Source organism: Marinobacter sp. (assembly GCF_041690615.1).
GTDB lineage: Bacteria > Pseudomonadota > Gammaproteobacteria > Pseudomonadales > Oleiphilaceae > Marinobacter.
In genome coordinates this window covers 58,321-82,017 of the sequence record NZ_JAWLGY010000018.1, presented here as the reverse complement: position 1 = coordinate 82,017, position 23,697 = coordinate 58,321, and the positions used below count along the sequence as shown (strand labels likewise).

Below are 23,697 nucleotides of genomic sequence, written 5' to 3'. Positions count from 1 at the left end.
CTTGAGGCGCCGTTTTTCGTCCGGACTTCAGTCCAGGGCTATCCAGGTGGCTTTCAGTTCGGTGTACTTGTCAAAGGCATGAAGTGACTTGTCGCGGCCGTTACCGGACTGTTTGAAGCCGCCGAAGGGTGCGGTCATATCGCCACCATCATAGTTGTTGATCCACACGCTGCCCGCCCGTAGAGCCTTAGCCACTTTGTGGGCGGTATTGAGGTTAGCGGTCCACACTGCGGCCGCCAGTCCGTAGATGGAGTCGTTGGCGATGGCAATAGCCTCCTCCGCGGTGTTGAACCCGATCACCGACAGCACCGGCCCGAAGATTTCCTCGGTCGCAATGCGCATGGGGTTCAGCACGCCGTCAAAGACCGTGGGCTCGACAAACAGGCCGCCGGTCTCTTCCATCAATCGTTGGCCCCCCTGCACCAGCCTTGCACCCTCGGCCTGGCCAATGCTGATGTAGTCAATAATGCGGTCCAGCTGGGCCTGGTCCACGATGGCTCCACAGGTGGTTGCCGGGTCCAGCGGATGGCCGGGGCGCCAGCCTTTCAGGGCGTCGCAGACCAGGTCGATAAACTCACTGCGGATGCTCTCCTCCACCAGCAGCCGACTGCCGGCGGTGCACACTTCGCCCTGGTTGAAGGCGATGGCGCCAGCGGCCTCGGCGGCGGCCTTCTTCAGGTCCGGCGCGTCGGCGAAGACAATGTTGGGGCTCTTGCCGCCGGCTTCCAGCCAGACCCGCTTCATGTTGGACTGGCCGGCGTAGATCATCAGTTGTTTGGCGACGTTGGTGGAGCCGGTGAAGACCAGGCAGTCCACATCCATATGCAACGCCAGGGCCTTGCCCACGGTATGACCAAAACCGGGCAGCACGTTGAATACGCCTGGCGGAATGCCGGCCTCTTCGGCCAGTGCTGCGAGACGAATGGCCGTCAGGGGCGATTTCTCCGAAGGCTTGAGGATCACCGAGTTTCCCGTAGCCAGGGCCGGTGCGATCTTCCAGGACGCCATGATCATCGGGAAGTTCCAGGGCACGATGGCGGCTACCACACCCATGGGCTCCCGGGAGATCATGCCGATCTGGTCATGGGGAGTAGCGGCCAGCTCACCGTAGACCTTGTCGATGGCTTCAGCGGTCCAGCGGATGGCCCGGGCCGTGGCAGGCACATCGATGGTGCGGGCGTGGTTGATGGGCTTGCCCATATCCAGGGTTTCCAGCAGGGCCAGCTCGTCGCCATGGGTCTCGATCAGTTCAGCGAAACGGATCAACACACGCTTTCTCTCGGTCGGTGCCAATCGACTCCAGGCGCCCTCTTCAAAGGTGCGGCGTGCCGCGATGACCGCCTGGTCCGCGTCGGCTTGCTGGCAACTGGCTAGCTGAAGCAGTTCACGGCCATCCACCGGGCTGATACAGGGGAAGGTCTCGCCCTCGCAGGCCCACTGGTAAGCGCCATTGATATAGGCACGGCCTTCAATGGTCAGTTTTTCGGCCAGGGACTGCCACTGGGACTGGGTACTCGGCGTATTGACGCTGATGGGTGCGGAAGGGGTGTGGCGTTCGGTCATGGGTGCCTCGCAGGCAAGGGAATCGGCCATTATCAGGCGCACTATCAGGATTCCAGGCGCACGCCGCTATAGGTAGAAGAACGTGTCTTCCCGAGTTCCGGGCGCTGGCATAGACTGAGCCCGATAGCCGCGCCCGCGGCTGTCTGTCCTGACTCAGATGGCGTTATCCATGACCCAGTATCCCCCGGTGCCTTCCTATTATGCCGCTTCTGCCAACCAGACATCGGCCCGTCCGCCGCTGCAGGGGCCCTGTGAAGCCGATGTCTGCGTAGTGGGTGCCGGGTACACTGGCTTGTCTACGGCGCTCTTCCTGGCCGAGGCCGGGTTCAGGGTGGTCGTGCTGGAAGCCACGACGGTGGGCTGGGGTGCCTCCGGCCGTAACGGTGGCCAGATCGTTAACAGTTACAGCCGTGACCTGGACACCATTGAGCGCCAGACCACCCCGGACCATACCCGGTTATTGGCGGAGATGGCCTTTGAAGGTGGCCAGATCATTCGCCAGCGGGTGCATGATTACGACATCCAGTGTGACCTCAAGGAAGGCGGCATCTTCGCGGCCCTCAACCCGCGCCAGCAAAAGCACCTCGAGTCCCAGCAGGCCCTGTGGCGCTGGTTTGGCCATGACCAGCTGGAACTGCTGGACAAGGAAGGCATTCGCGCGCGGGTCGGCAGCGAGCGCTACATTGGCGGTGCCATCGACCATAGCGGCGGGCATATCCATCCACTGAACCTGGCGTTGGGCGAAGCGGCGGCGCTGGAGTCGCTCGGTGGCGTAATTCACGAACATTCGCCCGTTACCGAACTCCTGCAGGGCCAACCCGCCACGGTGAAAACCGACCAGGGAGAAGTGAGTGCACGGTTTGTGGTGCTGGCCGGTAACGCCTACCTGGGCGGCCTGGTGCCGGAACTGGCTGCCAGGTCCATGCCCTGTGGCTCCCAGATCATCGCGACCGAGCCGCTGGATGATGCCGTCGCCAAACGGCTACTCCCCGAGGATAACTGCGTGGAAGACTGCAACTACCTGCTGGACTATTTCCGTCTTTCCGGTGACAAGCGCCTGATCTACGGCGGCGGAGTGATCTACGGTGCCCGCGACCCGGCCAATATCGAACGGCTGATTCGGCCCAATATGCTCAAAACCTTTCCGGAACTGGCGAGCGTGAAGGTGGACTATGCCTGGACCGGCAACTTCCTGCTGACCCTGTCACGGCTGCCCCAGATGGGCCGCCTGCGTGACAATGTATTCTATTCCCAGGGCTGTTCCGGCCATGGCGTGACCTTCACCCATGTGGCGGGCAGGGCCCTGGCGCTGGCGATCCAGGGCCAGGCGGATCGTTTTGATGCCTTCGCCAGCCTTCCCCATTACCCGTTCCCGGGGGGGCGCCTGTTCCGGGTACCGTTCACCGCCATCGGTGCCTGGTACTATGCTATGCGGGACCGGCTGGGGGTTTGACCCGGAGTTGGAGCGGCGCTCATGTGTCCTTGGCCGACTTCGAGCCCTGCTGCCTGGTCTTCCAGAAGTATCCGGGCGAATCGTACCCCGTCGCCGTGTTTGCGGCAGGACTGCTGAATGATGGCATGAAGCTGGACATTGAAGTGACGGCACGGGTAAGCGCCTGATAGAGGGGGTACCAGGAATATCTACCCTATGGGTGCTGCTCCAAAACGAAGCGGTTGATCGTGGACACTTGTTCACCTTCCCTGAACATTGTCAGGACGTTTTCGTCATGGCAGAGGTCGGGCTGGTCGACCCATACGGTGCTGAACCATTTACTGGTAATAGTGAAAGACCCAGGGCATTCGTTATATCCATGGCTTCGGAAAACCTCAGCCCACATCTTGTTGGCGACCCAGGAGCCCGCGAACATACCAAGCAACCCAACGAGCACAAGCGAGCCCACGGTTCTATTGAGCCGGTCGGATATGGCTTTCGGGTAGGGTTTGCCGCGAATGCCAACTGCCATACAGGCGAGGCCAAAGATCAAGAGCCCTGTAAACACAAGGGGGGCGAAATAGAAGAGGGTGTAGCCTGTTTTTTCAAGGAAGATCGGATCCCGGGATTCGAGCGCTTCTCCGTAGTCGCCATGTATAAGGCTGACGAACCATATCGAGACCGCAACCAGTATCAGGGCCAGAGCAGCGAACCCAAGTCCGCCAACCAGGGCGCCCTTCGGGTTCAGCCCGTCAGACGCTACTTGGCTAGTAGCCATAACCGCCGCCCGCTCCCATAAATCGCCGGATGAATTCCAGGTTGCCTTGCGGTGTATCGAAGTAGTAGTGGAGGTCTCGGCTAACCTTTTCCGTTGCTATGACCCAATCTTTGCGACAATCGACCAGTGCTTCGGTTAGTTTTTCCGTGATTTGGTAGCGTTCGTCTAGTTCATTCAGCGCAAACCCGGCAGCAATCGCGACAGCAATGCCGACACCTACAGGGATCACTGCGGTTATGGCGAATCCCGCCATGCTGGCTACTGCTGGGAGCATTCCACCAATAAAATATGCCGCTCCCGCAGCAACAAAGCCTTTGACTATGTCTGTAGCGATATGAGCCAAAACGGACTCTAACGTTTTCTTTTGGTCGACAAACAGCCACTCTAGAGTTCGGATAGTGGGGCTGAGGACAAGAGTCAGTGCAGCTCCGCTTTTTAAGGCGGCATTGGCCGCTGAGATACCTACTCCCATCCGGACAACCTTGGGGTTACTGAGACCGTAAACCGGTGCGTTCAGGTGCTTTCTGAGGCCGGCATAGCCCGATAATACGATGAAATGCTTACCTTCTTTTTGTATCACTTTGTATGTGCCGAAAATCGAACCTGAGCGATGCATATCCGCACCAAGTTTTGAGAGGACGATAGCGGAGGAAACAGTCCCCGTATGATCCCGGACCATATCCAGTGAGAATTCGGTTAACTCTCTGAACGTAGCAGCGATATCCTCTTCAGAGACGTTTTTGGACTTCTGTATATTAACCCACACGCCGGTCAATTCCCGGGCATTCAGAACATGGATGTCAGGCCGATTACTGACGAGCTGTTCTTTCAGATCGGTTCGTAACTGACGCTCTTGGACAAGTTCGCGTGCGCGTCGCATGCGAGGGGAAGGCATGGGTGATCTCCATATCAGTTGGTGTGCTTAATCCATTAAGTCGTGTAATTGTTGTTGCTTGAAAGCCGAACGTCAATGGCGGTTTTGGAGGGTTGTGGATTCTTTCAAAACCTCTTGGATCACGCTTCGAAAGACCCGTAGGCTTGCCTGATCACCGAAGTTGCTCAGAGCAACGCTGTCACGTCGGAGAGCAGACTTCCCTCCCGCAAGCAAATTCATAACTGGTGGTTTATCCTAGTGCTCCCCCAAGACTACCAAGGAGCCATTCCCGATGAGCAACCTCCCCCAACTGACTGATGCCCTGCTGAACCTGGAAGACCGTGTCGCGGTGCTGACCCTGAACCGTCATGACCTGCGCAACGCACTGACCGGTTCCAACCTGATTGACGATATCGTCGCCACCGCCGATTGGGTAAACCATTGTGACGATGTCTCTGTGCTGGTGATCACCGGTGCGGGCTCGGCCTTCAGTGCCGGTGGCAACGTCCGCGATATGGCGGAGCGGGGCGGCGACTTTGCCGGTGATGTGGCCGAGTGCTCGGACCGTTATCGCAAGGGTATCCAGCGTATTCCCCTGGCCCTGCAGGCGGTGGAAGTGCCCATTATTGCTGCGGTGAATGGACCGGCCATCGGCGCCGGCTTTGACCTGGCCAACATGGCGGACGTGCGCATTGCTTCCGAAAAGGCGAAGTTCGGCGAGACCTTCCTTAACCTCGGGATCATCCCGGGCGACGGCGGTGCCTGGTTTATGCAGCGACTGATTGGCTACCAGCGTGCCTTCGAGTTGACCCTCACGGGGCGTGTGGTGGAAGCAAAAGAGGCCAAGGAGCTGGGTATCGCGCTGGACGTGGTGTCTGCTGACGAGTTGATGCCCACGACCATGAAGATGGCCACCCGCATCGCCAGCCAGCCACCGAAAGCCACCCGTCTGACCAAGCGCCTGATGAAAATGGCCCAGCGTATGGAGCTGAAGGACTTCCTGGACCTGTGTTCCGTCTTCCAGGGCATGTGCCACAACGAACCGGAACACCTGGACGCAGTGAACCGCATGCTGGAATCCATGGCGAAGAAGTAATTCCCGATCGGGACGTCCCGTTGGTTTCTGGTAATCTGTTGTTTTACCAGACCTCCACAATAACAAGGACAACCCATGACTGAAGCGCTTTTTCAGCGAGACGGCGATCTTTATCTGCCAACGCCCGCCTGCGGCAGCCCCTGGAGCCCGGGGCAGCTGCACGGTGGGCCAGTGGTCGGGCTGATGGCCCATGCCGTGGAACAGGCGTCGGACAATAACGACCTGCACCTCTCACGGCTCACCGTGGATCTGTTGCGAGCCGTACCCAATGCTCCATTGACGGTGGCTACGCGCCTGGTGCGCGGCGGCAAGCGGCTGCAGATACTGGAGGCATCGCTCTTCGCCGGGGAGGCCGAGGTCACCCGGGCAAGTGCGCTGTTTCTGGAGAACCGGCCAGTTACCGTACCGGAACACGGACGTTTCCCGGCGACAGGGCTGGAGCCTCCTTCCTGGCCGGTGGAGGCCAGCATTGCCGAAGCCGGCGGCTGGCAGAACCGGTATTCACCAGTGGGTCTGCACAGTACGGCCAAGGCGGTCGTTATAGAAGGCGTTGATGGCAGCGGGCAGGGCGTGGCCTGGCTAAAACTGCCACTGCCGCTGGTACAGGGCGTGGCAACCAGCCCCACCGTCATGGCAGCCACACTCTGTGATTTCGGCAACGGCGTCGGTCAGCTGAACCTGTCCAGCGAGCTGGGCTGTATCAATACAGACGTCACCCTCTACCTTCACCGGAGCCCGGTGGGCGAATGGCTGGGGCTGGATGCCCGCAGCCGGATGCAGGACACCGGCGTTGGCCTGGTGGAGACGACCCTCTTCGACAGCCAGGGGCCGGTGGGCAAGATACTGCAGGCGGTTATTACCATGAAAGCGCCGGGCTAGTACTGGCCCGCCCTTCCGGATTCACTGATCCAACAGGTCGGCCAGGGTTTCACCCATAAGCCGGTAGCCGCTTTCACCCGGATGATAACCGTCGGCCGCCAACAACCCGGAATCGGTGACGGCCGGATAGCACAGGTGAACAAAGGCTTCCGGCTGTGTCCGGGCCAGCTCCCGATAGACGCGGTCCAGCTGCCGTGCCCGCCAGCCCATGACCTGCCGCAACGGAGATGGCAGCGCCGTGAAGCGATGCATGGGCGGTACGCTTAATAATCCCAGTGGTGAGTCATAATGGGTGCGCAACTGCTCGCCCAGGGTGACTAATTGCTGCCGGAACCGGTTGCGGGGCGTCAGGCCGGTGGTGTCATTCACTCCCATGCTCAGCAGGACCAGGTCCGCCTCGGGCAGGGTGTCGATGTCCAGCTGTGCCATCAGTTCGGCGAGGGTGGCGCCATTGATGCCAAAGGTGTGCCACGCTGTTACCTGGCCGGTCCGCTCATACAGGCGCCTGGCCAGCTGGCTGGCCAGCCCCTGGTCGTGGGTTTCCACGCCGACCCCGGCGGCGGTGGATTCGCCGATCACCAGTATCCGCCGTTGCGGAATGCCTTCGCCGTACTGCCCGAAAGGTTCGCCGCTCGCCTCCGGTAGCCGCACGGTATTGCGTCGCGTCTGTTTGCCCTGATAGATCAGCACAGGTGACAGGCCAGCGGTGGTCAGCCAAAACGGCAGGTGCATGGTGGTATCCCCGTGAACGAATGATGCTGCTCTGGAAGAATGCTATGGCTGTGATGTCAGATCAAGCGCAAGGGGAGTGCCGCTGTCGCCCGTAAAGCGTGTCATCCACACCCCGCGAGCGGGCCATGGATGACACGCCTTTGCCTACGCGGTGGCGACGTTCATCTGTTCCGCCAGTTCATCATCCAGTTGATTCGCTCTCTTCGCCGCAGGACGGCTCTCCATGTGGTTGACGTAATCCTGGAACACCTGCCTGGATGGCAGGTTCTTTTGCATCATCTCCCACCACAGGTAGCTGCTGACCAGTACGTCGGCGGCGGTGAATTGCTCCCCGCAGATATACGGCCCCTTCGCGAGGGTCTGTTCCAGCGTCTGGATGACGTCGTCCAGGCGTCCGCTACCGACCGCCTGAACATTGTCATCATCAATCCGCCAGTCGTAGGCTTTCGCGCTGGTGGCCATCTCGAACGGGCCGGCCATGAAGAACAGCCAGCGGTAGTATGGCCCCCGCTCCGGGCTGTTAACCGCCGGTGCCAGCTGTTTTTCAGGAAAGCGGTCCGCCAGGTAGGCACAGATGGCGGCGACTTCGGTGACCACCATGTCACCGTGCCGAATGGCGGGTACCTTGCCCATGGGGTTAATAGCCAGGTATTCAGGGGTTTTCATTCCAGGGCCGAAGGCCATCACCTTGAGGTCATAGGGGATGGCCAGCTCTTCCAGCATCCATCGCACGACACGGCCGCGGGACATGGGGTTGGTGTAGAACGTGAGCTCTGACATGGTGTTGTTCCTCTTCCTTGTTGGGTTTTACTGCCTGCAGGACCAGAGTAGGGTGGATATAGGCGAGAAGACGTCCTATATAAGCGGCACAGTGAAAATTTAATCATCGGCCTGCGGATGCAGGAAGGATAGCCACCATGTCAGGACCGACCACCCGCATACTGGCTGCTTTGGAGCTGCTGCAATCCCGCCGCCAGATCAGTGGCGCCGAATTGGCCGAGCGCCTTGAGGTAGACCGCCGCACGGTACGGCGCTATATCTCGGTGCTGGAAGAGCTGGGCATTCCCGTCACCACCGAGCAGGGACGCTATGGGGGTTATCGGCTGGTGGCCGGGTTCAAACTGCCGCCAATGATGTTCACTGATGAGGAAACCCTGGCCATTGCCCTGGGGTTGCTGGCGGCCCGGCAACTGGGGCTGGCGTCCTATGCTCCCGCCATCGCCGGGGTGGAGGCCAAGCTGGAACGGGTTATGCCGGACAACCTGAAACGCCGGGTGCGGGGCGTACGTGACACCACCCGGGTGATCCTGCCCAGGGGCGAGCCCAGCCTGGATGACCATGCCCTACTGACCCTCACCGGGGCCACGGAGGACAGTCGCCGCGTGGCCTTCCACTATCATTCACCGGACCAGGGCCGGATGGCACGGACCATCGACCCCTATGGTGTAGTCTTCCGTCAGGGCCGCTGGTATGTGGTTGGCTACTGCCACTTGCGCCAGGCCATGCGGTCTTTCCGGCTGGACCGGATAGACCAGGTCCAGGCACTGCCGGACACCTTCCAACGCCCGGAGCGCTTTGATCCGGCCCGGTTCCTGCAGGACAGCCTGTCTTCCTGGGGTCAGGCCCATGAGGTCCGGGTGCTGCTGCACACCGACCACAAGAGCCTGGCCGCCCTGGGGACCTTCATGCCGGAATGTGCCGGACAGTTTGATGCCCATGGGAATGGGCTGCTGCTCCGGACCGAAACCGACAGTCTGGAGTGGTTCGCCGGCTGGCTGTCCCACCTGCCCGTGCGCTTCACCATCCTGGCGCCGGACGGCCTGAGGGAGGCGTTGCGCAGGCACGCTGAACAGTTGCTGGCGGCCTGTTGACCGCTATCGGTAAGGCTGCGATCCATTACGCCGGCGCCACCGGGCGGGCTGCCGGCAGCGGTGCCAGGGGCGGCGCGCATTAATGCCTGAAGAGGTGAGTGAGGCAGCCGGCCCTGTCACTGTGTGATTTCGGCAACTCCTGGGCAAAGTTTCTGACCAATCACTTGCTCAAATAACAGATGTGAACTAGTTTTCAAGACCAGATCCAGTTTGTCGGATGCCGAGACGATCAAGTGCTGCATGGAAGCGCAGGAAAACTGCGAAGCCCCCGGAGGCGGTATGAGGCCGCCCCGGAAGGCCGGAGTGAAGCGATGTCAGACAGTCAGAACGATACCACCGCGGTCGCCAGTGCAGCCTCGCTTACCATCGGTGGGCTTTTTTGCCACCAGGCTCGCTACCACCCCCGACGTGTGGCCCTGCAGGACCCCAATGGCGAGTACACCTACGGGGAGGTCAACGAGCGTGTGAACCGCCTGGCAAACTGGCTGGCGGATCGCGGGTTGAGACGTGGGGAACGTGTTGCGGTACTGTCCGAGAACCGTATCGAATACCTGGAAACGATGCTGGCTGCGGCCAAGCTGGGCGCCATCGTCGCGGCCCAGAACTGGCGCTTGGCTGCAGGCGAGCTTGAGCACTGCATCCGGCTTACCGAGCCGCGAGTAATGTTGGTCTCTGAGCGGCATGAACCGGTGCTGGCAGACGTAAATCACGATGTGCCCAACATTCTGCGCTTTGGCCAGGATTACGAGTCGGCGCTGGCAGGGGCATCCACTGCAGAGCCGCCGAACGCCGCTCAGGGGGAGGACGGTCTGTTGATCCTGTACACCAGCGGAACCACCGGGCTGCCCAAGGGTGCGTTGATCAGTCACCGTGCTGAGATTGCCCGCGGCCAGACGTTCTACATTGATCATGAAATCGAACGGGAGGACGCTTTCGTCGCCTGGGCGCCGCTGTTCCACATGGTGTCGACTGACCTGTCGTTGGCCGCGCTGTGCCGCGGTAGCAAGGTGATCGTGCAGGACGGCTACGATCCGGATGCCCTGGCTGCCGTGGTCGGTCGGGAACGAATCGGCTGGTTGGTGCTGATGCCGGGCATGATCGAGTCGTTCATCGAAGCCATGAAGCGTGGCGGTATACACCCGTCGGGTGTGAAGTCCTGCGGCTGTATGGCAGACCTGGTGCCACTGCACCAGATCGCCGACGTCACCCGGCTTCTGGACGCACCTTACGTTAACAGTTTTGGTTCCACAGAAACCGGCTCGGGCCCGGCCACCGCTGGACTCATTGCCCCGGGCACGGTCGCGAAGAACCTGTCCAAGGTGCAGAGTTCTTACTGTGAGGTTCGCCTGGTTGATGCCGAGGATCGGGAAGTGCCGGATGGTGAACCCGGGGAACTGGCCATCCGCGGTCCATCGCTGTTCAGCGGTTACTGGCAAGCTCCGGAGGTGAACGCCAGGGATTTTCGCGGTGGCTGGTTTCATATGGGCGACATGTTTGTGCGCAATCCGGACGGGACGCTGGACTTCGTGGACCGACGCAAGTACCTGATCAAGTCCGGCGGTGAGAACATCTATCCGGCCGAAATTGAACGTGTTCTGCTCGCCGATGCCCGCATCGCCGACGCGGTAGTGGTGCGCACGCCGGATGCACGTTGGGGAGAGGTGCCGGTCGCCTTCGTCGTGCCAGCCGTCGACAATCTCACGGAGGACGACGTGCTGGCATGCTGTCGTGGCCAGATTGCTGGTTACAAGATGCCCAAGGGTGTCCGCTTCGTGACCGACGCTGACCTGCCTCGCAGTACGACGGGCAAGATCAAGCGCCATGAGCTGGAGGCACAACTGAAGAAGCCCGAGGCTAGCTGAACGCTGCCACGTTTTCGGAGTGTACTCGCCGGGACTCGATCGCTTTGCCCCGGCTTGTCCCCGAACGCCAGTTCCAGCAGTTTTCCTAGCCTGAGGCAAATCGCTCAATGGCCGGCAGCGCCTGGTCTTTGAGCTCTACCCCAACGACCGTCTGCAACTTCTCCAACTGGCTTTGCAGCATTCCGATAGGCCGCGTGCCTTCCAGGGTGAGGTCGATATCCAGCGAATCGCCGACATGCTCCATGGCCATCCTTGCAATGCGGAAACCGCGAACCCGCACCACCTGACACAGGCGCTCAAGGGCGGCGGCTTCCGGGGTCATGCGGCAGCGTATCTGGTAGCTGGCGGCCTGTGATTGCGGGTTCATGCTACGTGCTCCTTGTTGCTTCGTGGGCGGTGGGTTTCGTCGATCATGTCGGTGTTGCCGGCGCCAGGTTTCACGATGGGCCAGACGTTTTCTTCCCGGGCGATGGCTACGTGCAGCAGCATCGGGCCCCGGTACGCCAGCAGGGTTTCGATGCCACGGCGGACCTGGTCGCTGCGGTTGATGTGCAGGGCGTGTATATCGAACGCCTTTGCCATGGTCAGGAAGTCCGGGTTGTCGTCCAGGTCGATCTGGCTTTCCCGGTTGTTGTAGAACAGCTCCTGTTGCTGGCGGACCATGCCCAGGCACTGGTTATCCAGGATGATGATCTTCACCGGTAGCCGGTAACGGCGGATGGTGGCCAGCTCCTGGGCGTTCATCATGAACGAGCCATCACCGGTCACGTTGATCACCGTACTGTCCCGGTCGGCGAACTGTGCACCGATGGCTGCCGGCAGGCCGAACCCCATGGTGCCCAGGCCGCCGCTGGTCAGGTGGTGGCGGGGATGGTCAAAGTCATAGTACTGGGCGACCCACATCTGGTGCTGGCCAACGTCGCAGGCAATGACGGTGTCGTCGGGGGCGATGCGGGAGAGCTGACGGATAAACGCCGGGCCATGGATGGGGGCGTAGGGGTCGTCGTTATCCGCTGCATGGAAGCCGCCGGTGGTATGCCACTGACGGCAGGTTTGCTGCCAGTCGCTGATGGCCAGGGGTGACGTTTGGACTTCCCCCGTGAGAGCCCGCAGAATCGTTGCCAGATCACCCTTTAGGGTAAGATCCGCAGGCCGCAGTTTGTTGAACTCGGCGGCATCGGCGTCGATATGAATAGTCCGGGCGTTGGGAGCAAAGGCCTCCAGCTTGCCTGTGGCCCGGTCATCCAGGCGGGCGCCGATCACCAACAGGAGATCGCACTCAGCGACTGCCCGATTGGCCGCCCGGGAGCCGTGCATGCCCAGCATGCCCAGATCGTTCGGTGCCCGCTTGCCGGCGTTACCCAGCCCCTTGAGGGTGGTCACACCGGGTATACCTGAAGCATCCGCAAAGGCCCGGAAGGCTTCCTCCGCATGGGCCAGTGAGAGACCGCCCCCGCTGTATAACAGGGGTCGCTGACTGGCCTTGAGCATAGCCATTACGCCGGAGACATCAACGGCTTCGTTGCCGGTCTCGGTTTCCTGAACGACCGGCTTGGCGATGACCTCTGCCAGCAGGATGTCCTTCGGAATGTCGATCCAGACCGGACCGGGACGGCCTTCGCTGGCCAGGCGGAAGGCTTGCTCCAGAATGCCCGGCAGTTCGTCGGCCTGATCCACCAGGTAGCTGTGTTTCACGATACCCAGTGCCATGCCCAGCATGTCCGTTTCCTGGAAGGCATCGGTGCCAATCAGGGCGGAAGGCACCTGCCCGGTGATCACCACCATGGGAACCGAGTCCCGGTGGGCATTGGCCACGCCAGTGATGAGGTTGGTGGCGCCGGGGCCCGAGGTGGCAATGCAGACGCCGGTTTTGCCGCTGGCGCGGGCATAGCCGTCGGCGGCGAGGGCGCAGGCCTGTTCGTGGCGGCACAGCACATGCTCCACCACTGCATCGTCCAGCAGGGCATCGTATAGCGGCATGATACAGCCGCCGGGGTAGCCGAAAACCGTGTCGATGTGGTGGCGATGGAATGCCTCCAGGATGTGCTGTGCGCCGTTCATGGTGTTTTCCCTTTGCTTTTTCAGGTGCAAAAAAAAAGCCCCCGGAACCTTTCGGTGCCGGGGGCCTTGGTGTTCGTCTGGTCTGTCAGTCAGTCAACCGTCTGTCCACGCAAAAGCCCCCGGATGGCACCACGACCACCAGGACTAGCTTCACGATTACGACAACGGCGTTCAGATTCATGGGTAGAAATCGATCTGTTTGACAGTAGACCTCAATCTAACGCGACGGGAGGCATTGCGCAAGCCTTTTGGTCGTTCGGCGAAAACGAATCGTGGCAGTGGCCGGTATTACGCAACCGTAAGGGCGCTGGGCACAAACGCGCCATGGCTACTGCTAGGCTGAACAGGAGAGCGTGATTGGTTTATCCGGTATCGGCGTGCAACGCCGGGGAGGCAGCTCGAGTGGAGAATGCAAATCCAGGCAAGACAGCCCAGCTCTATCGCATGGTGATGTCGGAACATCTCTGCCCGTTCGGGATGAAAAGCAAGTTCCTGCTCGAACGAAAAGGCTATACGGTGGAAGACCACCATCTCACCAGCCGGGATGAAGTGGACCGGTTCCAGGACGAGCATAACGTGGATACCACGCCCCAGACCTTTATCGATGGCCAGCGTATCGGCGGCTATGACGAACTGAGGGTCCACTTTGACCTGGACGATCCGGACGACGACACCAGCTATCAGCCCGTCATCGCGGTATTTGGAACTGCGCTGCTGATGGCCGTTGGCATTATGTGGTTCTTCGACCATGCCGTTTTTTCCCTGATGACCGTCGAGAAATTTGTCGCCATCGCGATGATCCTGCTGGGGTTGCAGAAACTGCAGGACGTGGAAAGCTTCAGCACCATGTTCCTCAACTATGATCTGCTGGCCCAGCGGCAGGTGGCCTACGGGTACCTGTATCCGTTTGGCGAAACCCTGGCGGGCATCCTCATGCTCGCGGGCGCACTGATCTGGCTGGCTTCTCCTGTTGCCCTGTTTATCGGCACGGTTGGGGCCTTCTCGGTTTTCAAGGCGGTCTATATTGACCGGCGGGAACTGAAGTGCGCCTGCGTGGGCGGCAACAGCAACGTGCCCCTGGGCTTTGTCTCGCTGACGGAAAACCTGATCATGGTGGCCATGGGGTTATGGATGCCGTTCCGGATGTACGTGATGTGAATCGTCCGTGGTGCCGGTCGTGCAGCCATAGGAGAATCTGACAGGGATGGTATAAGCTGGAGGGCATCTGTTGCTGACCAAAGCGCGAGGTGTCCCGGTTGAAAACTGCGGTGGTGCTGATGGTACTGGCCGGCGTGTTGGCCGCCGGCGTAGCCGGGTGGCATGAGCCCGAGCCCCTGGAAGAAAGACTTGTCCGGATTCAGGCGCAGGAATCCCTGCCCGATGTGACCCGGGTGGAGGATCTGCCCGTGGAGCTACAGGCGGCCTTGCTGGACCTGTCGGACGACCCCCTGGTGTCCCTGAAGGCCCGGGCGGCCGTCATGCGCTATCCGGATATGGCAGCCCGGGTTTTGCCACTTTATGCCTCGGAACCTGAGTTCCGGGATATCCTGGGCCGTTATGGTGAAGCGGTATTACCACCGGTGAACTACTTTATCGACAACCCGGTGGCGACGATTGAATCAATGAATGCCCTGTCCCGCCAGTATGACCGGATACGGGAATTTGTGGAGAGCTTCCAGCCTTCCCGGGACGAGAGTGCCGCTACGCCTGGTGCGCCAGAACAGGATGAACCCGCTCCGGAACTGACCCCGGAACAGCGTGGCTGGTATGCCGTTAACTTTATTGACGCCGAGGGCCACGGCTTTCTCGGTCAGTTTGAAGTGTCGGATGACGGTTCCGTTCACTGGATCCAGACCGAGCGCATCACCGAAGGCGTCACTGATTTCTTTACCAGTGGCGTCCGTACCCTGGAGACTCGTCAACGCACCGGCGAGGAAATCCGGCTGTCTGATATTGGCTGGGCATCGGTGGATGTGCTGGTCTTTGCCAGCGCAGTAAAGGTACTACGCGTCGGCCGGGCCGCGGCAGCCACCACACGAGGGGCCGGGTTATCGACCCGCTCCGCCGCGCTGGCGGCGCGGGTGACCGGTGCGGGGCGGATGGTCCTGCGCAGCGCTCGCTATGCCCGCTGGCCGCTGGTCATCGGCGCCGGCTACCTGGTGATCCGCCATCCGGTGGTGATCAGTGATGTGCTGGCGGACGTTGCCCGGGTTGCGGGCCTGCCCACCTGGCTGGTGCAGTGGGCAGGCTGGACGCTGATTCTGTTGCCGGTACTGATCCTGCTCCGCTGGCTGATGTTGCCACTGGCGGCACTGTTGCGGGCGCTGGTACCCGTATTGCTGTGGCTTGGCGGCCGGGCGCGCCGGGCTGGTGGCCTGCGCGAACGGGCCTGGTGAGGATGGCGAATAGCATAGGGAACAGTGGCTCCGCGGTGTGCCGGCGGACGGACAGGGAGGCCAACAGTCCATGCTGAACGGAATCTGGCTCGGCTTTTTCCTGGCGGCCTTTGCGGCCGCGCTTTGGCAGTGGCTGGGCAATAACGACCCGGAAGTGTTCAGCAGGCTGGTGACCGCGCTGTTCGATATGGCCGAACTCAGCGTGGAAATCGTGCTGGTTCTGGCCGGCACCATGACCCTGTGGCTGGGGATTCTCGCCATTGCTGAAAAAGCCGGCCTGGTGGACGTGCTCGCCCGTTTGCTGGACCCCCTGTTCCGGCGGCTGATGCCGGAAGTGCCCAGCGGACACCCGGCCATGGGCCACATCACCATGAACTTCGCGGCCAATGTGCTGGGCCTGGACAACGCCGCCACGCCCATCGGCATCAAGGCCATGCATTCCCTTCAGGAGCTAAACCCCAGCAAGGATACCGCCAGCAACGCCCAGATCCTGTTCCTGGTGTTGAACACCTCCTCCCTGACCCTGCTGCCGGTGACCATTTTCATGTACCGGGCCCAGCAGGGCGCGGCTGAACCCACGGCCGTCTTCCTGCCCATTCTGCTGGCCACGTCGGCCTCCAGCCTGGTGGGGTTGCTGACTGTGTCCCTGGTGCAAAGGCTGAAGCTCTGGCACCCGGTAGTGCTGGCCTACCTGGTAGGGGGCGCTGCCGCCCTTGGCCTGCTGCTGACCACACTGGCAGGCATGTCTGCCCAGGCCCTGGAGGCGACGTCGACCCTGGTGGGCAACCTGACCCTGTTCGGGATTGTGGTGGGCTTCCTGGCCATCGCGGCGCTGCGCCGGGTGAACGTGTACGACGCCTTTGTCGAAGGCGCCAGGGAGGGGCTTCAGGTGGCCCTCAGCCTGCTGCCCTATCTCGTGGCCATGCTGGTAGCGGTAGGCGTTTTACGGGCCAGTGGGGTGCTGGAGGCGGGGCTGGATGGCTTCCGCTGGCTGGCAGAGGTACTGGGTTGGGACACCCGGTTCGTGGACGCCCTGCCCACGGCGTTTATAAAGCCGCTGTCCGGCAGTGGTGCCCGGGCCATGATGATCGAAACCATGGACACGTTTGGCGTAGACAGCTTCCCGGCCCTGATGGCAGCCACCATGCAGGGCAGTACCGAGACGACCTTCTACGTACTGGCTGTTTACTTCGGCGCGGTGGGTATCCGGCGTATCCGTCATGGCCTGGCCTGTGCACTGCTGGCCGACCTGGCGGGAATCGTGACTGCCATTGGCGTCTGTTACTGGTTCTTTGGTTAGCCGAAACCGGATTGCTAGCCGAAATTCCTGAATTTTCATCAGTATTTCCTGCGCATTTTATTGCCATTCCGTCACTTGGACTGTTGCGACCCCGTTGCTAGCTTTATTAGTAACGTGATCGGCATCACATATCACGTTGTCTGGCTCGGCCCGATGTGGCCGGCCATTACCAGGAGTTTATGGAATAAGGAGTTCACTATGAAACGCACACGTCTGGTTCGCGCAATGGGCATTTCCCTGATCGCCGGTTCAATGGCATTTGGTCTGTCCGCACAGGCAGCCCAGGGGCTCTACTCCGCGGATGAATTGATGGATGCCGACGTTTATGACAGTAACGGCGAGGAAATCGGCGAAGTGGAGGACATCCTCATGAGTGATGATATGTCCGTCCATTCACTGGTCATCAAGACCGGTGATGTGCTGGGCCTCGGCGGTCGTGACGTGGTTGCCGAGCGTGGCAGCTTTACCGTTCGCCTGGAGCAGGACGATACGGATGACGATGATTTCGACGATCAGGACTACGAAGTCCACATGGCGTCCACCAAGGAAGAGGTGAAGTCGTTGCCGGAGTACGACGAAAGCTGGTGGAACCAGACTCGCCAGGGGCTGAGGCAGGCCTGGGAGAATACCAAGGAAACCAGCCGCAGTGCCTGGGAAGACACCAAGCAGGCTACCTCTTCCGCTTGGCATAACGTGAAGGAAGGCGCTGATAAAATGTCAGATCGCGCAAAGGACGCGGTCGATAACTGACCTGGCCATTGGCCGGGTGATTTTTGCGCTGGCCATCGGCATTGCCCTGGTCCACCTCTGGCTCAATACCTTTTCCACGTTATCGGAGCTGTGGACCTCGGCACTGCACTTTGCCTTGTCGCCCCATGCGCTGACCATGGCGCTGGTAGCGGCCCATATGATCATCTTCTGGCTGTCCCAGGACTCCAACGTGACCCCGCCAGTCTGCCTTACGGCCTTCGCAGCGGCGGCCATTACCGGCACCCCTGCAATGCGAACAGGCCTGACCGCCTGGAAGATCGCCAAGGGCCTGTACATCGTGCCCCCTGCTGTTTGCCTACTCCCCGCTGATTTCCGGCACCCCCGCCTCAGGAATTGTTGGCTGCCGGATTTGATTCGCCGTTGATCCTCAGTGGCGAGAACAAGGGTGCCAGTCCCTTGGCATCGTCGATAAACAGCTGAAGGTGGGGGAAGGGAATCTCGATTCCCGCTTCATCCAGGTGTTCCTTGATGTCCTCCAGGATCTCGGCAGTAATCCGTGGCTGAATATCAATATCCTCCGGCAGGATCCAGACGAGCACCACCAGGTTGACCGAGGAATCGCCAAGTCCTTCCATGGCAACCCGGGGCATCATGTCGCCGGTTTTGAGCACCTTTGGGTGGGCCTCCAGGATGGGGAGGATTACCTGCCGGGCTTCCCTGGCGGACTCCTTGTAGGCGATGCCAAGCTGGATGCGTACCCGGGTGGGGCCTTCAGCGCTGTAGTTGACGATCTCGGACGATGCCACGCTGTCATTGGGGATCATGGTGAAGATATTGTCACGGGTCCGGAGCCAGGTGGTCCGGAAGGCAATTTTCAGAACCTTGCCTTCCTGGTCATTGATCCTGACCCAGTCGCCAATGCGGAAGGGGCGTTCGATCAGCAGGGTCACTCCGGCGATAAAGTTGGACAGGGTGGACTGGGCGGCAAAGCCAACCGCAATGCCGACAATGCCCAGGCCCGCAATAACCGACCAGACATCGAATCCGAACTGCGCCAGCACGGTAACTGAACCCATCACCAGGACCAGCACCAACAGGGAGTTCCTGAGAAGTTGTTTCAGCGAGGGATCAATCTGATGGCGGGCATGGGTAACCTCGACGGCACGGGACAGCAGTACCCAGGCCAGATAAAACCCCAGCGCGATCACCCCGGCCTGGGCTATGCCCTTGAGCAGGGTCCCATCGCCACCATACTGGGCAACCACAGCAACAATGGCCACCAGGGCCACAACGTATCGTAAGCCGGTCCTGATGGCATGGTGTACGGCGCCGAGGCGATCAACCCTGCCCAGGATCAGTCTCAGGCCCAGGCTGGCAAACCAGTAAAGCATCGCGGCCAGGGCAATCAGTATCGCCGTCACCAGTAACTGCCCCATGACCCAGCCCAGTGTTTGCTCCCAGCTGGTTCCGCTGAGTCCGAGCGCTTGCGCCGTGTCACGAAGATTGTTTAAAAGCTGTTCCTGTAGGATGCTCCACATGCAAGGTTCCTGCTCTGGTTATAGACTGCTTCCTGTAGCGTGCCGCCGCCATCAAAAACCACCGGTTATTGTCCCCGAGGGTTTGCGAGCCCTACAGACCTTCGCTTATACCTTCGAGTATAGTTATCACGGCAATCCTGCCTGGATTTATGACACGTTTAAGGACAGAGAATGACCCTCATGGAGGCTATGGCCCTGGTGGCTATTGGTGGGGTCGCAGGCTTCATCAACGTACTTTCCGCGGGCGGCTCCATGCTGACCCTGCCATTGCTGATGTTTCTTGGCCTGCCGGCCCAGGTGGCCAATGGCACCAACCGTGTGGCGATTACCCTGCAGAGCGTGACTGCCGTGGGCAGCTTCTTCCGGGCGGGCCACAGTAACCTGGCTGTCAGTATCCGCCTGGCCATTCCCGCGGTGGCCGGCTCGCTGCTGGGCGCGTGGACTGCCACCTGGATTCCCGAGGCGATCTTCGAAGGGGTACTGATTGCCGCCATGATCGGCGCCTCGGTCTTCATGCTTCTGCCTCAGCCGCATCTGGACACGCGTCCACTGACCCCGGATCGACTGGGCCTGGTGGAATACCTGGCGTTGTTCCTGATTGGCCTGTACGGCGGTTTTATCCAGGTGGGGGTGGGAGCGCTGTTTATTGTCGTGCTTTACCGCATGCTGAAAATCGACCTGCCCCAGGTGAACGTCATCAAGGTGTTTATCATCCTGGTCTATACGTTGCCTGCCCTGGCAATTTTCGCAGGCAAGGGCCAGGTGCTGTGGATCACCGGACTCGTCCTCGCCCTGGGCAACATGGCTGGTGCCATGATGGCGGTGAAAGTGAATATGGGACCAGGGGGCGCCCAGTGGATCAAATGGCTCACCCTGGTCATGGTCGCCGCGATCCTGTTGCGACTTATTTTTTACTGATTAGCGTCCTGGCTTGCTGCCAGCAGGCGGCGGCCGCTCTCATTCCTCAGTCTTACAGCCCACGCATCCACTCCGGCCTCAGTCTTGCCCGCTCCGGGGTATGGATAGCCGTACGTACCTGTTCCAGCATGCGTTCCTTGTCCCGGCCCAGGGTGCCCTTGAGTACCAGGTAGTTGGACGCGTGGTCGCTGCGGAAGACTGTCTGGTCCAGCTCAAGGTTCTCCAGAAGCTTTTTGGCCTCCAGGAAGAGCTCCTGCTGGTCCAGGGGCTCGAAGTCCGGGAATTGTTCCTTGTAGCGCTCCATGCCCTGGGGGAAGCTGACCACCAGGGTAGAAAGAAACTCCGGCTGGGTGTCGTTCATCAGACGGGCGGAGTTGACCGCATGCTGGTCGCTCAGGCTCTTGCCTCCCAGGCCGTTGAGGATCATCACCGAGCGCTTGATGCCCGCCTCTCCGATCTTGAGCAGGGCGTCCTTCGTGGACTCGTAGCTTTCCCCCTTGTTGACCCGGCGCAGCACTTCATCATCACCGGACTCTGCACCGATATAGAGCATGTGCAGCCCCGCATCGTGCAATTCTTTCAGTTCCGACACTGACTTGCGCTTGAGATTGCGGGGCAGGCAATAGGAGGTAACCCGATGAACATCCGGGAGATGTTCGCGAATAGCCTCAAGAATCTTCAGCAGGCGATGAGTAGGCAGGATCATTGCATCGCCATCAGCCAGGAATACCCGCTGAACGATCATGCGTTCGCCGCATTTGCGGATTTCCTCCAGTACCTGCTCTTCGTCACGGGCGCGGAATTTCTTCTGGGGAGCGGTGTACATCTCGCAGAAGGTGCACTTGTTCCAGGAACAGCCGTTGGTCACCGGCAGGATCAGGGAGTTGGCCTCGCTGGGTGGGCGAAACACAGGCTCGACGTAGTGGATAGGGAATTCGTACATGGTCAGGCAGCTCCCGGAGGATGTATCAGAACGGTCACACAGATTAGCGAATATGGCGCGTACAGTGAATGGTGCCGCATCATGACCGGTTGGTAACGTCGTCCTGTTGAAATCCGGGGCTGGTTACCCAATAAAGCCTGTGAAGTCACTTATTACGGTGCTTCCGCGACCTGTCCGGCCTGCCGGAAGCGAATTTTTATAGGTTTGTCCTATTGCTCATTTAAAGTTAATCAATTTGAGGAATTGGGTCAGACCGACTACCTTGGGCCTCCCAACCAACTTGAAGGAGATTAAATCAATGACAACTCTGGTAAACACCGAGATCAAACCGTTCAACGCAACTGCATTCAAACAGGGCGAATTCGTTGAAATTTCCGATGCCGACGTAAAGGGCAAGTGGGCCATCTTCTTCTTCTACCCGGCCGACTTCACCTTCGTTTGCCCGACCGAGCTGGGCGACGTGGCTGACAAGTACGAAGAGCTGCAGAAGCTGGGCGTAGAGGTGTTCTCCGTGTCCACCGACACCCACTTCACCCACAAGGCGTGGCACGACAGCTCCGAGACCATCGGCAAGATCCAGTACTACATGGTTGGCGACCAGACTGGCACCATCACCAACAACTTCGGTGTGATGCGTGAAGGCCAGGGCCTGGCAGACCGCGCTACCTTCCTGGTAGATCCGGATGGCGTTATCCAGGCCATGGAAATCACCGCTGAAGGCATTGGCCGTGACGCTGACGACCTGCTGCGCAAGGTCAAGGCTGCCCAGTACGTTCGCAAGCATCCTGGCGAAGTCTGCCCGGCCAAGTGGAAGGAAGGCGACGAGACCCTGTCTCCGTCCCTGGACCTGGTAGGCAAGATCTGATCCACCCCGGTGGCTGATCTGGAGCCTGCATGGCAGGCTCCATGCATTCCTCAGACCCCGGCACTGCCGGGGTTTGTTGTATCTGGCAGGTCCACGTTGGTATTTTTGCCTATGCATAGCAAGCAGCTATCAAAGTTTTAAGGTCAATTAATTTGAGCCTGTTAGCTTGTGACCTTATCTTGACCCACATCCAGGCTATCCAGCCGCTTTAACGGCTACGGTAACCGTTCACTATTGTCACCGTTCATATTTTGTCACAAGGGGAAAACAGTTCATGTTGGATGCCAATATCAAGCAACAGCTGAAAGCCTACATGGAAAAGCTGCAGCAGCCGATCGAGCTGGTGGCAGCCTATGACGACAGCAAGAAGTCCCAGGAGCTGAAAGACCTGCTGGAAGAAATCGAGCCGCTGTCCGAAAAGATTGGTCTGCGCACCGAGACAGATCCGGATGTGCGTCGTCCGTCGTTCACCATCAACCGGGTAGGTACGGATATCGGCGTGCGCTTTGCTGGTATTCCCATGGGCCATGAGTTCACCTCCCTGGTGCTGGCCCTGTTGCAGGTGGGCGGTCACCCGTCCAAGGCCTCGCAAGAGGTGATCGAGCAGATCGAATCCCTGGATGGCGAGTACGAGTTCGAGACCTTCTTCTCACTGTCGTGCCAGAACTGTCCGGACGTGGTTCAGGCGCTGAACCTGATGAGTATCATCAACCCGAAGATCCGCCACACCGCCATCGACGGCGCCCTGTTCCAGGATGAAGTGGAGCAGAAGGAAATCATGGCCGTACCTGCAGTATTCATGAACGGTGAGCCTTGGGGCCAGGGCCGTATGACCCTGGAAGAGATCGTGGCGAATCTGGATGAGAATGCCGGTGCCAAAGAGGCCGAGAAGCTCAACCAGAAAGACCCCTATGAAGTGCTGGTGATCGGTGGTGGTCCTGCCGGCGCCTCAGCAGCTATCTATGCCGCCCGTAAGGGAATCCGCACCGGTATTGCCGCCGAGCGCTTTGGTGGCCAGGTATCGGACACCATGGGTATCGAAAACCTGATCTCCGTACCCTACACCGAAGGCCCCAAGCTGGTGGCGGCCATGGAGCAACACGTCAAGGAATACGACGTGGACATCATGAACATGCAGCGCGCCGAGAAACTGATTCCGGCTGCCCAAGCCGGCGGCTACCACGAGATCCGGCTGGCCAACGGCGCCTCACTGAAGGCCCGTAGCCTGGTGCTGTCCACCGGTGCCCGCTGGCGCCAGCTGGGTGTGCCGGGTGAGGAGGAGTATCGCAACAAGGGTGTAGCCTACTGCCCGCATTGCGACGGTCCCCTGTTCAAGGGCAAGCGTGTTGCGGTTATCGGTGGCGGTAACTCTGGTGTGGAGGCAGCGATCGACCTGGCTGGTATCGTGGGCCATGTGACCCTGCTGGAATTCGCCGACGAAATGCGGGCGGACGAGGTGCTGCAGAAGAAGCTGCGCAGCCTGAAGAACGTGGAGATCCTGACCTCTGCCCAGACCACCGAGATCACCGGTGAAGGCGGCAAGGTGAACGGTCTGACCTATCGCGACCGCAACAGTGGCGACAACCACCACGTGGCCCTGGAAGGTGTGTTCGTCCAGATCGGCCTGGTGCCGAACACCGAGTGGCTCAAGGGCGATATCGAACTGAGCCAGCACGGCGAGATCATTGTCAACGAGCGCGGTGAAACCTCCATCCCGGGTGTGTTTGGCGCTGGCGATGCCACTACCGTGCCCTACAAGCAGATCGTGATCTCCATGGGTGAGGGGTCCAAGGCCGCACTGAGCGCCTTTGACTTCCTGATCCGTCACGAAGTGCCGGAAGAGGCGAAGGCTGAAGTGGCCTGATCCATCAGGTCATA

23 protein-coding genes are annotated in these 23,697 nt (G+C 60.2%); 14 read left to right on the top strand and 9 right to left on the bottom strand.

Translation table 11 applies throughout. The features are described 5' to 3' along the window. Nucleotides 1-27: 27 nt before the first annotated feature. Nucleotides 28-1,563, bottom strand: a complete 1,536-nt coding sequence (locus ACESMZ_RS13305; protein WP_372958177.1) for an aldehyde dehydrogenase — start codon at nucleotides 1,561-1,563, stop codon at nucleotides 28-30. Nucleotides 1,564-1,732: 169 nt separating this feature from the next. Here ACESMZ_RS13305 and ACESMZ_RS13300 point away from each other — a divergent pair, with 169 nt between their 5' ends. Next, on the top strand, nucleotides 1,733-3,016 hold the full coding sequence (locus ACESMZ_RS13300; protein WP_372958142.1) for an NAD(P)/FAD-dependent oxidoreductase: 1,284 nt from the start codon (nucleotides 1,733-1,735) through the stop codon (nucleotides 3,014-3,016). A 23-nt stretch (nucleotides 3,017-3,039) separates the two neighbouring features. Continuing rightward, complete coding sequence (locus ACESMZ_RS13295) at nucleotides 3,040-3,183, top strand: hypothetical protein (RefSeq protein ID WP_372958143.1); 144 nt, start codon at nucleotides 3,040-3,042, stop codon at nucleotides 3,181-3,183. Nucleotides 3,184-3,209: 26 nt separating this feature from the next. Here ACESMZ_RS13295 and ACESMZ_RS13290 read toward each other — a convergent pair whose 3' ends face one another. Next, complete coding sequence (locus ACESMZ_RS13290; RefSeq protein ID WP_372958144.1) at nucleotides 3,210-3,773, bottom strand: hypothetical protein; 564 nt, start codon at nucleotides 3,771-3,773, stop codon at nucleotides 3,210-3,212. Beyond that, complete coding sequence (locus tag ACESMZ_RS13285; protein ID WP_372958145.1) at nucleotides 3,763-4,668, bottom strand: hypothetical protein; 906 nt, start codon at nucleotides 4,666-4,668, stop codon at nucleotides 3,763-3,765. The genes ACESMZ_RS13290 and ACESMZ_RS13285 overlap by 11 nt, the downstream gene beginning before the upstream one ends. Before the next feature lie 271 nt (nucleotides 4,669-4,939). Here ACESMZ_RS13285 and ACESMZ_RS13280 point away from each other — a divergent pair, with 271 nt between their 5' ends. Together ACESMZ_RS13280 and ACESMZ_RS13275 are read left to right on the top strand one after the other, a co-directional pair. Further along, nucleotides 4,940-5,743 (top strand): enoyl-CoA hydratase-related protein, encoded by an 804-nt coding sequence (locus ACESMZ_RS13280; RefSeq protein ID WP_372958146.1) that lies wholly within the window; start codon nucleotides 4,940-4,942, stop codon nucleotides 5,741-5,743. 75 nt (nucleotides 5,744-5,818) lie between these two features. Continuing rightward, nucleotides 5,819-6,622, top strand: coding sequence for a thioesterase family protein (locus ACESMZ_RS13275; protein WP_372958147.1), 804 nt, complete (start codon nucleotides 5,819-5,821; stop codon nucleotides 6,620-6,622). A 21-nt stretch (nucleotides 6,623-6,643) separates the two neighbouring features. On the opposite strand, the gene ACESMZ_RS13270 is transcribed toward ACESMZ_RS13275, so the two are convergent. Together ACESMZ_RS13270 and ACESMZ_RS13265 are read right to left on the bottom strand one after the other, a co-directional pair. Then, nucleotides 6,644-7,354: an SGNH/GDSL hydrolase family protein gene (locus ACESMZ_RS13270; protein WP_372958148.1), complete on the bottom strand. Its 711-nt coding sequence runs from the start codon at nucleotides 7,352-7,354 to the stop codon at nucleotides 6,644-6,646. A gap of 144 nt (nucleotides 7,355-7,498) precedes the next feature. Beyond that, nucleotides 7,499-8,134, bottom strand: coding sequence for a glutathione S-transferase family protein (locus ACESMZ_RS13265; protein WP_372958149.1), 636 nt, complete (start codon nucleotides 8,132-8,134; stop codon nucleotides 7,499-7,501). A gap of 137 nt (nucleotides 8,135-8,271) precedes the next feature. Here ACESMZ_RS13265 and ACESMZ_RS13260 point away from each other — a divergent pair, with 137 nt between their 5' ends. Together ACESMZ_RS13260 and ACESMZ_RS13255 are read left to right on the top strand one after the other, a co-directional pair. Further along, complete coding sequence (locus ACESMZ_RS13260; protein ID WP_372958150.1) at nucleotides 8,272-9,225, top strand: helix-turn-helix transcriptional regulator; 954 nt, start codon at nucleotides 8,272-8,274, stop codon at nucleotides 9,223-9,225. 311 nt (nucleotides 9,226-9,536) lie between these two features. Next, complete coding sequence (locus ACESMZ_RS13255; RefSeq protein ID WP_372972766.1) at nucleotides 9,537-11,087, top strand: class I adenylate-forming enzyme family protein; 1,551 nt, start codon at nucleotides 9,537-9,539, stop codon at nucleotides 11,085-11,087. Between the two features lie 85 nt (nucleotides 11,088-11,172). On the opposite strand, the gene ACESMZ_RS13250 is transcribed toward ACESMZ_RS13255, so the two are convergent. Then, nucleotides 11,173-11,454 carry an ACT domain-containing protein gene (locus ACESMZ_RS13250; RefSeq protein WP_372972765.1) on the bottom strand — a complete coding sequence of 94 codons (282 nt, stop codon included), beginning with the start codon at nucleotides 11,452-11,454 and terminating at the stop codon, nucleotides 11,173-11,175. Next, a complete protein-coding gene (gene ilvG / locus ACESMZ_RS13245) occupies nucleotides 11,451-13,148 on the bottom strand; it encodes an acetolactate synthase 2 catalytic subunit (protein WP_372972764.1) in 1,698 nt (565 codons plus the stop codon). Before ilvG ends, ACESMZ_RS13250 begins: the two co-directional genes overlap by 4 nt. Nucleotides 13,149-13,592: 444 nt before the next feature. Between ilvG and ACESMZ_RS13240 the strand changes: the two genes are divergently transcribed. The 5 genes from ACESMZ_RS13240 to ACESMZ_RS13220 all read left to right on the top strand — a co-directional run bounded on the left by ACESMZ_RS13240 (nucleotide 13,593) and on the right by ACESMZ_RS13220 (nucleotide 17,979). After that, nucleotides 13,593-14,306, top strand: a complete 714-nt coding sequence (locus ACESMZ_RS13240; protein WP_372972767.1) for a MauE/DoxX family redox-associated membrane protein — start codon at nucleotides 13,593-13,595, stop codon at nucleotides 14,304-14,306. Nucleotides 14,307-14,404: 98 nt separating this feature from the next. Continuing rightward, nucleotides 14,405-15,544, top strand: coding sequence for a hypothetical protein (locus tag ACESMZ_RS13235; RefSeq protein WP_372972763.1), 1,140 nt, complete (start codon nucleotides 14,405-14,407; stop codon nucleotides 15,542-15,544). 70 nt (nucleotides 15,545-15,614) lie between these two features. Next, nucleotides 15,615-16,844 (top strand): nucleoside recognition domain-containing protein, encoded by a 1,230-nt coding sequence (locus ACESMZ_RS13230; protein ID WP_372972762.1) that lies wholly within the window; start codon nucleotides 15,615-15,617, stop codon nucleotides 16,842-16,844. A gap of 198 nt (nucleotides 16,845-17,042) precedes the next feature. Then, nucleotides 17,043-17,594, top strand: a complete 552-nt coding sequence (locus tag ACESMZ_RS13225; protein ID WP_372972761.1) for a PRC-barrel domain-containing protein — start codon at nucleotides 17,043-17,045, stop codon at nucleotides 17,592-17,594. A 16-nt stretch (nucleotides 17,595-17,610) separates the two neighbouring features. Further along, nucleotides 17,611-17,979: a hypothetical protein gene (locus ACESMZ_RS13220; protein WP_372972760.1), complete on the top strand. Its 369-nt coding sequence runs from the start codon at nucleotides 17,611-17,613 to the stop codon at nucleotides 17,977-17,979. On the opposite strand, the gene ACESMZ_RS13215 is transcribed toward ACESMZ_RS13220, so the two are convergent. Beyond that, nucleotides 17,942-19,093 carry a mechanosensitive ion channel family protein gene (locus ACESMZ_RS13215; protein ID WP_372972759.1) on the bottom strand — a complete coding sequence of 384 codons (1,152 nt, stop codon included), beginning with the start codon at nucleotides 19,091-19,093 and terminating at the stop codon, nucleotides 17,942-17,944. The two genes, ACESMZ_RS13220 and ACESMZ_RS13215, sit on opposite strands and share 38 nt — an antisense overlap. Nucleotides 19,094-19,264: 171 nt before the next feature. Here ACESMZ_RS13215 and ACESMZ_RS13210 point away from each other — a divergent pair, with 171 nt between their 5' ends. Then, entirely contained in the window at nucleotides 19,265-20,011 is a 747-nt protein-coding gene (locus ACESMZ_RS13210; RefSeq protein ID WP_372958160.1) for a sulfite exporter TauE/SafE family protein, read from the top strand. Nucleotides 20,012-20,063: 52 nt separating this feature from the next. Here the strand turns inward: ACESMZ_RS13210 and ACESMZ_RS13205 are convergent, their stop codons facing one another. Next, nucleotides 20,064-20,960 carry a radical SAM protein gene (locus ACESMZ_RS13205; RefSeq protein ID WP_372958178.1) on the bottom strand — a complete coding sequence of 299 codons (897 nt, stop codon included), beginning with the start codon at nucleotides 20,958-20,960 and terminating at the stop codon, nucleotides 20,064-20,066. A 292-nt stretch (nucleotides 20,961-21,252) separates the two neighbouring features. Here ACESMZ_RS13205 and ahpC point away from each other — a divergent pair, with 292 nt between their 5' ends. Continuing rightward, nucleotides 21,253-21,819 carry an alkyl hydroperoxide reductase subunit C gene (ahpC, locus tag ACESMZ_RS13200; RefSeq protein WP_248236106.1) on the top strand — a complete coding sequence of 189 codons (567 nt, stop codon included), beginning with the start codon at nucleotides 21,253-21,255 and terminating at the stop codon, nucleotides 21,817-21,819. A gap of 274 nt (nucleotides 21,820-22,093) precedes the next feature. Next, the gene (gene ahpF / locus ACESMZ_RS13195; protein WP_372958161.1) at nucleotides 22,094-23,683 is read left to right on the top strand and encodes an alkyl hydroperoxide reductase subunit F; all 1,590 of its coding nucleotides are present in this window, start codon (nucleotides 22,094-22,096) and stop codon (nucleotides 23,681-23,683) included. Nucleotides 23,684-23,697 lie beyond the last annotated feature (14 nt).